General features: G+C 68.9%; 23 protein-coding genes. 3 read left to right on the top strand and 20 right to left on the bottom strand.

What is annotated here, in order from left to right:
* The first annotated feature begins 5 nt into the window (after positions 1 to 5).
* A complete protein-coding gene (locus ACFV1J_RS17710) occupies positions 6 to 314 on the top strand; it encodes a hypothetical protein (protein WP_385859021.1) in 309 nt (102 codons plus the stop codon).
* 57 nt (positions 315 to 371) lie between these two features.
* Here ACFV1J_RS17710 and ACFV1J_RS17705 read toward each other — a convergent pair whose 3' ends face one another.
* The 16 genes from ACFV1J_RS17705 to ACFV1J_RS17630 all read right to left on the bottom strand — a co-directional run bounded on the left by ACFV1J_RS17705 (position 372) and on the right by ACFV1J_RS17630 (position 6409).
* Positions 372 to 707 (bottom strand): hypothetical protein, encoded by a 336-nt coding sequence (locus ACFV1J_RS17705; protein WP_385859019.1) that lies wholly within the window; start codon positions 705 to 707, stop codon positions 372 to 374.
* Between the two features lie 52 nt (positions 708 to 759).
* On the bottom strand, positions 760 to 1002 hold the full coding sequence (locus ACFV1J_RS17700) for a hypothetical protein (protein ID WP_385859017.1): 243 nt from the start codon (positions 1000 to 1002) through the stop codon (positions 760 to 762).
* Between the two features lie 17 nt (positions 1003 to 1019).
* Positions 1020 to 1301 carry a hypothetical protein gene (locus ACFV1J_RS17695; RefSeq protein WP_385859015.1) on the bottom strand — a complete coding sequence of 94 codons (282 nt, stop codon included), beginning with the start codon at positions 1299 to 1301 and terminating at the stop codon, positions 1020 to 1022.
* A gap of 131 nt (positions 1302 to 1432) precedes the next feature.
* Entirely contained in the window at positions 1433 to 2188 is a 756-nt protein-coding gene (locus ACFV1J_RS17690) for a 3'-5' exonuclease (RefSeq protein ID WP_385859013.1), read from the bottom strand.
* Positions 2185 to 2601: a hypothetical protein gene (locus tag ACFV1J_RS17685; protein ID WP_385859011.1), complete on the bottom strand. Its 417-nt coding sequence runs from the start codon at positions 2599 to 2601 to the stop codon at positions 2185 to 2187. The genes ACFV1J_RS17690 and ACFV1J_RS17685 overlap by 4 nt, the downstream gene beginning before the upstream one ends.
* A complete protein-coding gene (locus tag ACFV1J_RS17680) occupies positions 2598 to 3098 on the bottom strand; it encodes a hypothetical protein (RefSeq protein WP_385859009.1) in 501 nt (166 codons plus the stop codon). Before ACFV1J_RS17680 ends, ACFV1J_RS17685 begins: the two co-directional genes overlap by 4 nt.
* Positions 3095 to 3310, bottom strand: coding sequence for a hypothetical protein (locus ACFV1J_RS17675; protein ID WP_385859008.1), 216 nt, complete (start codon positions 3308 to 3310; stop codon positions 3095 to 3097). Before ACFV1J_RS17675 ends, ACFV1J_RS17680 begins: the two co-directional genes overlap by 4 nt.
* A 353-nt stretch (positions 3311 to 3663) precedes the next feature.
* Positions 3664 to 3894 (bottom strand): hypothetical protein, encoded by a 231-nt coding sequence (locus tag ACFV1J_RS17670; protein WP_385859006.1) that lies wholly within the window; start codon positions 3892 to 3894, stop codon positions 3664 to 3666.
* Positions 3895 to 3896: 2 nt separating this feature from the next.
* Positions 3897 to 4163: a hypothetical protein gene (locus ACFV1J_RS17665; RefSeq protein WP_385859004.1), complete on the bottom strand. Its 267-nt coding sequence runs from the start codon at positions 4161 to 4163 to the stop codon at positions 3897 to 3899.
* A complete protein-coding gene (locus tag ACFV1J_RS17660) occupies positions 4160 to 4555 on the bottom strand; it encodes a hypothetical protein (protein WP_385859002.1) in 396 nt (131 codons plus the stop codon). Before ACFV1J_RS17660 ends, ACFV1J_RS17665 begins: the two co-directional genes overlap by 4 nt.
* Before the next feature lie 51 nt (positions 4556 to 4606).
* The gene (locus tag ACFV1J_RS17655) at positions 4607 to 4852 is read right to left on the bottom strand and encodes a hypothetical protein (protein WP_385859000.1); all 246 of its coding nucleotides are present in this window, start codon (positions 4850 to 4852) and stop codon (positions 4607 to 4609) included.
* The gene (locus ACFV1J_RS17650) at positions 4849 to 5136 is read right to left on the bottom strand and encodes a hypothetical protein (protein WP_385858998.1); all 288 of its coding nucleotides are present in this window, start codon (positions 5134 to 5136) and stop codon (positions 4849 to 4851) included. The genes ACFV1J_RS17655 and ACFV1J_RS17650 overlap by 4 nt, the downstream gene beginning before the upstream one ends.
* 54 nt (positions 5137 to 5190) lie before the next feature.
* Positions 5191 to 5313: a hypothetical protein gene (locus ACFV1J_RS17645; protein ID WP_385858996.1), complete on the bottom strand. Its 123-nt coding sequence runs from the start codon at positions 5311 to 5313 to the stop codon at positions 5191 to 5193.
* Positions 5310 to 5576, bottom strand: coding sequence for a hypothetical protein (locus tag ACFV1J_RS17640; RefSeq protein ID WP_385858994.1), 267 nt, complete (start codon positions 5574 to 5576; stop codon positions 5310 to 5312). The genes ACFV1J_RS17645 and ACFV1J_RS17640 overlap by 4 nt, the downstream gene beginning before the upstream one ends.
* 78 nt (positions 5577 to 5654) lie before the next feature.
* Positions 5655 to 6011, bottom strand: a complete 357-nt coding sequence (locus tag ACFV1J_RS17635) for a hypothetical protein (RefSeq protein ID WP_385858993.1) — start codon at positions 6009 to 6011, stop codon at positions 5655 to 5657.
* Between the two features lie 14 nt (positions 6012 to 6025).
* Entirely contained in the window at positions 6026 to 6409 is a 384-nt protein-coding gene (locus ACFV1J_RS17630; RefSeq protein ID WP_385858991.1) for a hypothetical protein, read from the bottom strand.
* A 166-nt stretch (positions 6410 to 6575) separates the two neighbouring features.
* On the opposite strand from ACFV1J_RS17630, the gene ACFV1J_RS17625 reads away from it, so the two are divergent.
* The gene (locus ACFV1J_RS17625) at positions 6576 to 6857 is read left to right on the top strand and encodes a hypothetical protein (RefSeq protein WP_385858989.1); all 282 of its coding nucleotides are present in this window, start codon (positions 6576 to 6578) and stop codon (positions 6855 to 6857) included.
* Positions 6858 to 6869: 12 nt separating this feature from the next.
* Positions 6870 to 7349, top strand: a complete 480-nt coding sequence (locus ACFV1J_RS17620; RefSeq protein ID WP_385858987.1) for a GIY-YIG nuclease family protein — start codon at positions 6870 to 6872, stop codon at positions 7347 to 7349.
* A gap of 56 nt (positions 7350 to 7405) precedes the next feature.
* On the opposite strand, the gene ACFV1J_RS17615 is transcribed toward ACFV1J_RS17620, so the two are convergent.
* The 4 genes from ACFV1J_RS17615 to ACFV1J_RS17600 are packed head-to-tail and all read right to left on the bottom strand — an operon-like array spanning position 7406 to position 9408.
* Positions 7406 to 8503: a hypothetical protein gene (locus ACFV1J_RS17615; RefSeq protein WP_385858985.1), complete on the bottom strand. Its 1098-nt coding sequence runs from the start codon at positions 8501 to 8503 to the stop codon at positions 7406 to 7408.
* Positions 8490 to 8660 carry a hypothetical protein gene (locus ACFV1J_RS17610; RefSeq protein ID WP_385858983.1) on the bottom strand — a complete coding sequence of 57 codons (171 nt, stop codon included), beginning with the start codon at positions 8658 to 8660 and terminating at the stop codon, positions 8490 to 8492. The genes ACFV1J_RS17615 and ACFV1J_RS17610 overlap by 14 nt, the downstream gene beginning before the upstream one ends.
* A 26-nt stretch (positions 8661 to 8686) precedes the next feature.
* Positions 8687 to 9016, bottom strand: a complete 330-nt coding sequence (locus ACFV1J_RS17605; RefSeq protein ID WP_385858982.1) for a hypothetical protein — start codon at positions 9014 to 9016, stop codon at positions 8687 to 8689.
* A gap of 53 nt (positions 9017 to 9069) precedes the next feature.
* Positions 9070 to 9408, bottom strand: coding sequence for a hypothetical protein (locus ACFV1J_RS17600; RefSeq protein ID WP_385858980.1), 339 nt, complete (start codon positions 9406 to 9408; stop codon positions 9070 to 9072).
* Positions 9409 to 9502: the final 94 nt, after the last annotated feature.

Here is a 9502-nt window from a genome sequence, read left to right as displayed (position 1 = left end):
ACCAGGTGCTGGATCTGCCGGAATTCTGGAAGTCGTTGCCGCATGAGTCGGAGTTGCGGGGGAAGTACGCGCAGCCGGCCGAGTATGCCGCGCAGTGGTTCTTGCCGCTGGGCGCTGTCGTGTTGGGCGTCGCGGCCCTCGTGAGTGGCGCAGTGGCTGCCGGGGTCCTCCTACTGGCCGGCGGGGCAGGCATCGGCTTCTGGCTGCACCGGAAGGCGTCGGCCGCGGATGAGGCGCGGGCCCGGTGGACGCGGTCGCTGTATTGCCGGCAGTGCCCGGCGGTGTTCCCCCGGGAGGATGCGGTGACCGTCTGACGTTGGACGCAGAGAAGCCCCGCCCCGATTGGGTAGGGCTTCTTCGCGCCACCGGAGTCAGTCTTCGCCAGGGTCGTCGATGTGCTTGAGCGCCATGCGCGCCTTGACGAGGTCGGGTCCGCTGAGGGTGTCCCAGTGTGGGTGGGTGTGGACCTTGTCGATGAGGTCGAGGAGCTTGGCGCGGAGGTCGACCTCGGTCTGCTTCTCTTCGTCGCTCCAGCCGGGTGAGGGGTCGCGCCGGCTTTCGTACCAGCTGCCTTCGCCCACCTTGCGGTGCCAGCCTTCGACGGGTTCCGGGGAGTGGGGGTGCTCGTCGAGGAATGCCTTGAGGGCGGCGGTGGCGGCGTGGAGGTCTCGCTGCAGTTGCACCAGATCGTCGGGGAAGTCGTTCACTCCGCGGGATTTTACTCCACCGATCGAACGGGCGAGCGAAGCCGCGCCGTGCCTACCCGAGGTGGTTGATCTGGAGGATGCGCACGCGCTTCATGCCGGCGGTGACGAGGAGGACGGCGATGATGTCGTCGAGGACGAGCTGTCGGGTGACGCCGTCGTCGATGCCGTAGGGCTCGGTGACCCCTAGCGGGTCTTCACAGGCGGCCATGAGGGCGTGGGCGAGGCGGGTGCGTGCTGCGTCTGGGAGGGAGTCCCAGATGGCGGTGATGGTGGGGTCGCAGCGCAGTTCATACACGGGTGCAGACTGTCACATCATGCGACGTTGCGTGACCTGTTTCGCTGAGCCACCGTGCGAACGTGGTCGGTGATGTCGGGCCAGTCAGCGGTGGGGTCCTCGCCGCGCGCCTCGGCGGCGGCGATCTCTCGCCCACGCTCAACGGCATCGAGCATGTCCTTGGCGATGCGCTCCCACTTGGCGAAGACTCCGAGCAACTGATGGGCCGGCGCCTTGTTGATCTCACTGATGAAGCGTTGGGCGAGGGTCGGGTTACCGAGAGCGTCGCGGATGGTTTCGATGGTCCACGGCTCGGTCATCGGTGCCTCCACCTGCATCGTTCATTGTTTGGATCTTGAGTTTTTGAGTTCGCTCTTACGTAACTTCCGTGATTTGGTTCGCACCCTAGCGCAACGAGCATTGCGCCACCCGAACGCATATGCCTGTGGCATTACCCACTGCGAGCTGTGAGACCCGAGCCAATGGTCTCGGCGGACCCCGCCGCTTGTCGTGGAATGATCGGCCACGCCCCCTCCACTGTGGCCTCGGGATCCGTCTCCCGGAAGTGCGCCTGCAGGGATGCGGCCTGCTCGGCCGCCCATCCGATCTGGGCTTCGTGGAGCTCGTCGAGGCTCATGCCGGCCAACTGCGGGTACAGGGTGCCCTGCCGCCATGCGACCCGGCATGCGGCGAGGGCGTCAGCGTCCGCGGAGTGCGCGGAGTCGAGCGGCACCTGGTAGTGCTGGCAGAGGTGCGTGAGGGTCCGCCGGCCGGGCCGGTAGCGGTCGACGTGCTTGTCGAGCACGTAGGGGTCGATGACGCGGAGCCGGCCGCGCCGCTGGCAGAGCGGCGTCATGCCGTACCGCTGCGCCTCACGGTCCAACAGGGTGAGGTCGTAGCGGGCATTCATCGCGACGACCGGCAGGCCCTCCATGGCCGCGTCGGAGAGAGCATCGAGGATCTCACCGACTGCTGCCCACAGGTCGACACCCTCCGCCTGCGCCTTCTCGGTAGTCACGCCGTGGATGGCTGCGGCCCCGTCCGGGATCGGCTCGCCGTCCACGTCCGTCAGCCAGGTGCGGCTCTCCGTCGGCTGGCCTCCGCCGCAGCTGACGACGCAGGCGGTGACGATGCGGGCGGTCAGCGGGTCCGGGCTGGTCGTCTCCAGGTCGAAGCCGACCAGCCGGCCGAGATGCCAGCCACTCACTGCTGTCCCGTCCCGTCGAGCGCGCGAACTGTGGCGCAGGGCCAGGTGATGTCGCCGTGGCCGGAGCATAGGTCGCAGTAGCCGGCGTCCTCGTTATGCTTGTGCAGTGCACGGACCCATTCGATCGCGCCCTCGGCGGTGGCGGCGCGCAGGTGCATCTGGTTGTAGACGGACCACAGGACGGGGCGTTCGTCTCCGTCGGCGTATCGCTGGACTTCGTCCATCAGTGCGTTGTTGTGCTCGTCAGCACGGCGAAGCCCTTCGCGGTATCGCTCTTTGGCTTCCCGCTGCTCCTCGTCCGCCAAGGCTATGACGGCGTCAGCGGCGTCGTATTCGCTTCTGCAGATCGTGCACTCGCGTGCCATGAAGTCGCCGATCGCGTCGGCGTACCGCTGGCGTCGGTCGTCGGTCACTGTCCGGCCTCCGGTCCGTCGACGGCGTCGTCGATGCGCTGGGCGTAGTCGGTGGCGATACCGTGGGGCGAGCACCAGGTGCGCATGTCCGAGGCCAGGGCACGGACGCGGTCGATGGTGGCGAGAGCGTCCTCCTTCCTGCACTGCTCCGTGAACAGGTCTGCGAGGGCGTCGTCCCGCTCGGCGCGGAGCTGCTCCTCGTAGCGGTCGGCGTCGGCCGCTTGGTGCTGCCGGAGCTTCTCGGCGCTAGCGACGGCGTCACACCAGAGCCGCATGTCCTTGCGGAGCCGGTCCAACTCGGGCTGAACGATGGCGAGGACCGTGTCCGTGATGGCGGTGACCGGGCCGTCGATATGGGTGGTGCCGGCGGCCATGGCGGACCAGGTGATGGGGTGCGCGTCGTAGCAGGCGCGTTCGTCGAGTCCGCAGGCTCCGTCGCATTGGTGGGCGGCGGCGGTCAGGGCGCCTTCGATGCGCTGCCGCAGGTCGTCGGTCACCGCTGCTCCTCTGTGTCGATGGCCTTGCAGCGGATGCACGTGATCTTGTGGGTTGGTGGGAGAGCCTGGTCGTAGGCCCGGCCGGTGGGGCCGGTCAGCTTGACGGGCAAGCCACACGCGGTGGTCAGCGGCCGGGCGCCGGGGTCAGCGATGGCGTGATTGGCGGCGCCGCGGTAAAGGCGCACGCGGCGTACATCGTTGAGGTCGATCACGTCTGCTCCTCGCTCGTTGAGGTAGGCGTGGGCGGCGGCGCGTGCGTCGGTGCTGTGGCCGCTGCGAATCGCGTTGAGGGGCGAGTCGTCGTCGAGGTGGGGTTCATGCTGCTGCTCCTTGTGGTGTGGGCCCGCCGCGGGGTGCGGCGGGCCGGGGTTATGCCTCCGGGCAGTCGGCCTTGTGCAGGTCGGCATCCTCGGGGCAGGTACATTCGGGCTGTTCCGGTCGCTCAAGGGACAAGCAGCCAGGCTCATGGGGGCCGGTCGCGCAGCAGCGGGAGCAGTCGCAGTTCCCGATGCGGGCGAGGTATGGCGGCTGGCATTGGTGTCGTGGACGAATCAGCCAGAGGTGGCTACGCACTGTGCCTGGCCATGTCGACTTCGAAGGCGTTGTCGTCGACGCGTGTCTGAAGCGCGGCGTCCATGATCGCCTTGCGGGCGGTCTCTTCAGGGGTGCCATCGGTTCCGGTGGCCAGGTGGTCGAGCGCGTCGCGTAGGGCTTCGTCGACGACCAGGGTGAGAGTCTTCACTGTTACTCCTTCGGGATAGGTGTGGCCGTGGTCGTCGCGGGTGATGCCGTGCATGGTCACTTCTCCTTCTCGGGCTTCCAGTACGGGGCCGCCCATCCGTCTTCGGCGATGCGGACATGGATGTTGCGCATGATGGAGACGATCAGGTCGGGGCGTTCCCCGTCCGGGAAGGTGGGCCGGTCGGCGCGGTGGATTTCGTCGGCGACTCGCTTGCGTTCGTCAGCTCGGGCTTCGGCCTCGACACGGTCCAGCAGCTCGTCGAGGTAGTCGCCACCGAGGTGGGCATAGTCGGCGTAGTTGTACAGGTCGTCGCGGGCGGTCATGCTGCTCCTTCGGGGTCGACGTCGGGATGGGTGAACCGCACCGGCCTGCCCAACTCGCGGGCGTAGGCGATCTCGGCGCGGGTGGAGTCTCCGATGTAATTGCCGACGATCAGCACTTCGTCGGCCAGGCGGATCTTCGCCCGGTGCAGGGCGTCCAGGCGGGCCTTGCCGGCCTCGGCGTCGGCCGGGTCGGCCCACAGTGGGTGCGGGGTCTTCATGTTGCAGCCGGGCTTGACGACGATGTGGCCGGCCCAGGTGAGTTCACTGTCCGCGTCGGCCATCTCGGCCATGAAGCGGGTAGAGCCGCAGATGACGACGATGCGCGGGATGCCTAGGCGCTGCTTGGCGGCAGCCAGCTTCTCCTCGGGGGTCAGCAACTCGGGATAGGACACAGGGGGTTCTCCTTCGGGTTAGGTGTTGCGGGCGGGGGCCGGCGGGCGCGGTTACCAGGCAGGTTCTTCCCAGGCCCGCCGTGTGTGCCTGGATGACCACCAGCGTTCGTCGACCTCAGGGTTGTCGGGGCCGGGCCGGCGGGAGAAGTCGGCGGCGGTGCGCACCAGGTACTCGTAGTCGCCGTGCAGGTCCGGGCCCTCGACACGGACGATGAGGCCGGTGCCGCCGGGCAGGGTGCGGGCCCAGATCTGGCCGCCGTGGAAGACACGGGTGCCGGGCTCGAGGCGGGCGGTCATCGCTGCCCCCTGATGGCTTGGAGGAGGCGCAGGGCCTGCACGAAGGCGACAGTGTCACCGTTCAGCCCCTTGGTCTGCTGCACCACGTCGTCCGGACGCAGGGGCGCAGCACCGGCCTCCAGTTCGGTCTTGAACGCGGCGAGGTCGACGAACCTGTGCGGCTCGTAGTCGTGGTAGTCGAAGTCCTGCACGCAGACCACGACGACCTCGTCGTTCCGGTCCAGGTAGCGGCGGTAATGCACAGCGCTCTCGTAGCGCGCGTCACCGGTCATATCCAGCGGCACGGTGCTCCTCCTCAAGGTGGGTGGCCCGCCCCAGACCGGGGCGGGCGCGGGGGCTTAGGCGGCTTCGGTGTCGTCGGGATCCGGGTCGTGGCTGTACAGGTCGTCCCAGTAGCGGGAGTCCTCCTGGGCGACCTCCCGTATCGACGGCTCCGGGAACAGCGGGACCGGGGCGGTCACTCGGCGCCCCCATCGCGAACCTTGTCGACGGCCGCGTCCAAGGCGTCGTTCCAGCCGCCCACGTATCGCTCCGACCAGCCCCGGGGCGCCTCTGTGATGCGCTGGGCCCACAGCTCGCGGCCGACCTGCGCCCGCACGTGCTTCTCGATCGCGGGCCAGTAGTGGGCGAGCAGCTCGGCGACCTCGTTCTGGGACCGGGCCTCCGTGCGCGGCGCGGTGTAGACCAGCTTCGTGACCTCGGTCGGAACATCCATCGGATCCATCACGGACCCTCCTTCGGGATAAAGCGGGCGGGAAGCGGGGGCCGCCCGCGGTGGGGGCTTGGCCGGGGAGGGAGGACTTCAGCAGAACTCGCCGGCGTACACCTCGTAGCCCTCAGCGTCGATGAGCTCGCCGGGGCGAAGGTCGCTCCCGCGGCGGATGCCGAACCGGCTCTTCAGCGGCCAGAATCGCGAGTCGGCTCGGCGGGCCCACGTCCCCTCCATCTCCTCAACGGAGATGTCCCGGCCATGCTCCGCCTTGATGAGGACGTCGGGGCGACGGATGAACTCCGCCCATGCTGCACGCGAGGTGAGCCCCATCTCGGGGTGCGCACGGAACAGGAAGCGGTGAACCGCGGCGTGCTGCCCGATGTGAAGGCCCTCGCCGGAGGCGTCGCCACCGGGGAAGGGGCCGAAGGCGTAGAAGTTGACGGACATCTGGATCTCCTTGATCAGGCGGCGAGTTCGAAGTCGGTGGCGATGAGGTGGCGGGTGGCCTTGTAGCTGGCGAGGCCGGCGTACAGGGCCGGGTCCGTGGGCCGGTAGACGTGGACGTGGATCCAGCGGCCGGTGGTGCGGTGTTGCGCCCACACCCGGATCGCGTCGGCGCCCAGGTGAGCGGCGCAATAGGCCTTGGCTACGTGCCGGCCGTACCAGCTGCGCTGCCCGTCGGGCAGGTCCGCGCCAAGTCGGTCCAGAACATCCCCGGTGCGCACCAGCCGGCCCGCGGCGACCAGGGCGGCGATCTCCCCGGACAAGGCCGCGTAGCGGAGGGGCTTGGTGGCGGCCAGGGCGGCGGCGATCGTGCGGCGGATGGTGGCGACGGTGCGGTGCATGGAGTCCCCCTCGGTGGTTCGCGTGCCGGTCTGTGCCGACACTCAGAACATTACCCAAGCCACTTGGGCAAAGCAACCTGCACAACAGAACTTGCCCAAGAATCTTTGAAAGCGATACGCTTGAGCCCCATAGCCATGGCCAAACTGGTTGTGTAAACATGTCCACATGACCGCCTACACCCCAAGCCCCCAGCTCACCGCCGCACTCGACGACTTCACCAAAGCCCAAGAAGCAGCAGACGCCGCCCGCAACAAGCTGCGAGCCGCAGTCGCCGAAGACCTCAAGACCTACGACGTCACAACAGACGCCATCGCCAGCCATCTGCCGTGGTCCGGCGAGACCGTCCGAGGCATCGCCCGCGAATACGACGTGCCCCGCAGGCGAAAGCCCACCGTCAAATCCATCAAGCCCAAGAAGCGCACCGCCGGAGGAGGCTCCTCCGGCTGATGGGAGGACCCCTTGCCGAAACATCGAGGACGCACCGCGCTCTACCGCCTCTACGACGCCGCCGACCAGCTGCTGTACGTCGGCGTCAGCCACAACCCTGACGTCCGATGGGGTCAGCACTCGCTCACCAAGGAGTGGTGGCCCCAAGTCTCGAAGAGGACGGTCGACTGGCACGAGACCCGACTGCTGGCTGAAGCCGCCGAAGCCACCGCAATCTCCAGCGAGAAGCCGCGCCACAACATCGTCGGCACGCCGGACGCCGCAGCGAAGCCAGCCGGCGGGAAGACTCCAACTCGCCCCATTCGCGTCGCACTCAACGAGTGGGACGACTTCGGCAAGGCCGTCGCCCTCATGGGCACAGACCGCAGCGCCGCGATCCGGGCCTTCATGGCTTGGTGCACCCACAAGCCTGGCGCCAAGCTGCCGAAGCGTCCGCCACGCGAGCTCTGGTCGGGACTCGCCAGCAGCCAGCCCGAGCAGCCCGACGCCTGACCTGCCCCACCCGAGCCGCACGCCACCCAGCAGCGTGCGGCTCACCCATGCCACGGTCACGGCCGGCCGGTCTCCATCCCCGACGCGTCGCCGGGGCCGGGGCCTGCGGTAGACGGGTCCCCCGCGCGCTGCCCGGCAGACGACCGGTCGGCGGCGTCCTGGGGGCCGTCGATGACAGCGAGGATCTCGTCGGCGTAGTCGGCGGCGATCCCGCGGGGCGAGCACCAGTCACGCATGTCGGCGACGAAGGCCCGGACGCGGGCGAGGGTAGCCTCGGCCTCCTCTGCACGCTCCCCGTTAGCTATGCCGCGGTTGGCGTACTGGCCGAGTCGCAAGATGAGTTGATCCACCTGTGTGGCGAGGCGGTCGCGGTCGCGTTCCATTTCCTCGCCCTTGGCCTTCCACGTCGCGCGGCCGGCGGCGAGTTGTTCCATGCGGCGGTCACGGACGACGAGCACGGCCTCGGCGAGCTTCCGCGCGTCCTCCTCGTTCAGGTCGTCCGGACAGGTCCGGCTAATCGCCTGCGTGTACTGCTCCCGCAGGGCCTCGTCGGTGGGGCATCCGCACCCCCAGTTGTGGGTCTCGGGGGTGGGGCAGTGCTCGTCGTGGGGGATGCTGGCTTCGCAGGCTGGGCAGTCGCGGTCCGGGCTGGCGGGACGCGCATCGACGGCAAGTTGCATACCGAGGATGCGGAAGGCGGCCTGGATCGTGGACATGGGGTGGTCGGCGATGCGCTGGGCGAGCGCACTGGCGGCTGGATTGTCGGGCTCGCGGAGGTCGTCGGGGACGGTGTTAGCTGGCTTTTCGCCAAGTCGTGCGCGGGCTTCGGCTGCGATGTCGACGGGGGTGCCGGTGATGCCGTGCCGTTCAAGGTCTTCGAGCATGTCCCAGGCGGGCCGGCCGATGTGGAGCATGGCGTCTTCGGTGATCCGGTAGCGGTGCAGGCAGGGGCGGAGGGTCATGGTTTGGCCGGTGGCGATCGGCATTCCGCTGACGCCGAGTTCGTGAACCTGGGCGCCGCAGGTAGGGCAAGGCGGGAAGGGGAAGAGCAGGGTGCTGATGCCCTGGCGGTGCTGCCGGGCCCGGTGTTCGCCGATCACGGCAAAGGTCAGGAGATCGGCGTCGCTGATCGGCTGGGTGTCAGTGGCGGTCACGGTGGATCTCCTTGATCTCGGCGAGGGCTTGGCGGGCGCGACTGGCGGAGGCTTCGGCGCGGCGCCGGTAGCGGCGGGTGTCGATCGCGCAGCGAATGGCCACGACGAGGGCTACAACCGCGGCGGCCAAGGCGGCGAGGTCCAGGGGCTCAGGCATGGGTCCTCCGGGTTCGGGCGGGCGGGTCAGGGTGTGGGGTCGCTGCTCTCGGTGTCAGCGAAGGTGATCGGTGTCTGCGGGTGGGCTTCGTCACCTCGCGCCTGCCGGATGGCTTCCCGGCCCGCTTCGATGCCCCGCAGCCGGGTCTGCTGGGGCTCCGGGTAGACCGGGTTCGGGCAGGCGGTGTCGGCGTCGGCATGGATGGGGGCGGCGGCGGGCTTGGCGCAGACGCAGAGGTTGCTGCGGCTGGCCTGCGTGTAGGGGTGGGGGTGGCGGTGGGACTCGTAGTGGAGGCCGCAGACGCAGTTCCCGGCGTTGCTGTGGGGGCTGCGCTGGTACTCGTGGATGTCGGTCATGACGTGTCTCCGGAGTCGGCGCCCGGCCGCGGTCGGCGGCCGGGCGGGGCGGGTCAGTGGGAGATGCGGATGGTGGCTTTCGGGTGCCGCGTGCAGGCGTCGGCGAGGCGCCGCAGATAGTCGAGGGCGCCGTCGTAGCTGCCCCAGCCGTTGACGGGCTCCATGGCCCGGTAGATGGCCGGGTGGAGTTCCATGTCGATGACGGCTCGGCGCAGGTCGGGTGCGACGTTGCCTGCTGTGCGGCCGTCCAGCTTGGCGAGCGGGGAGCCGAGGGCGTCGTCCCACATGCTGCTGACGTTGGAGGTCATGTTGCCGATGTCGGCGGGGCAGATCCGGTGGGGTTCGGAGCCGCCGGTGTCGACAGCGATCTCGAGGCGGATGTCGTAGCTCACGGGCGGGGCTCCTTGCGGGCGCCGCGGTCGGCTGCCCAGTTGGGGGTGAGATGCTTGGGCGAGCACCGCCCGGCTACGACCCGGGCGGTGCGCT

The sequence above is a fragment of the Streptomyces sp. NPDC059649 genome (genome assembly GCF_042734445.1).
Taxonomy (GTDB): Bacteria; Actinomycetota; Actinomycetes; order Streptomycetales; family Streptomycetaceae; genus Streptomyces.
This window is presented reverse-complemented; position numbering and strand designations above follow the sequence as displayed.

Excerpts from the sequence above, each read along its gene's own strand:
- ACFV1J_RS17695 (WP_385859015.1), bottom strand. The coding sequence starts at position 1,301 with ATGACCGAGCCGTGGACCATCGAAACCATCCGCGACGCTCTCGGTAAC.
- ACFV1J_RS17670 (WP_385859006.1), bottom strand. The coding sequence starts at position 3,894 with ATGCACGGCATCACCCGCGACGACCACGGCCACACCTATCCCGAAGGA.
- ACFV1J_RS17665 (WP_385859004.1), bottom strand. The coding sequence starts at position 4,163 with ATGACCGCCCGCGACGACCTGTACAACTACGCCGACTATGCCCACCTC.
- ACFV1J_RS17655 (WP_385859000.1), bottom strand. The coding sequence starts at position 4,852 with ATGACCGCCCGCCTCGAGCCCGGCACCCGTGTCTTCCACGGCGGCCAG.
- ACFV1J_RS17640 (WP_385858994.1), bottom strand. The coding sequence starts at position 5,576 with ATGGATCCGATGGATGTTCCGACCGAGGTCACGAAGCTGGTCTACACC.
- ACFV1J_RS17635 (WP_385858993.1), bottom strand. The coding sequence starts at position 6,011 with ATGTCCGTCAACTTCTACGCCTTCGGCCCCTTCCCCGGTGGCGACGCC.
- ACFV1J_RS17630 (WP_385858991.1), bottom strand. The coding sequence starts at position 6,409 with ATGCACCGCACCGTCGCCACCATCCGCCGCACGATCGCCGCCGCCCTG.
- ACFV1J_RS17625 (WP_385858989.1), top strand. The coding sequence starts at position 6,576 with ATGACCGCCTACACCCCAAGCCCCCAGCTCACCGCCGCACTCGACGAC.
- ACFV1J_RS17610 (WP_385858983.1), bottom strand. The coding sequence starts at position 8,660 with ATGCCTGAGCCCCTGGACCTCGCCGCCTTGGCCGCCGCGGTTGTAGCC.
- ACFV1J_RS17605 (WP_385858982.1), bottom strand. The coding sequence starts at position 9,016 with ATGACCGACATCCACGAGTACCAGCGCAGCCCCCACAGCAACGCCGGG.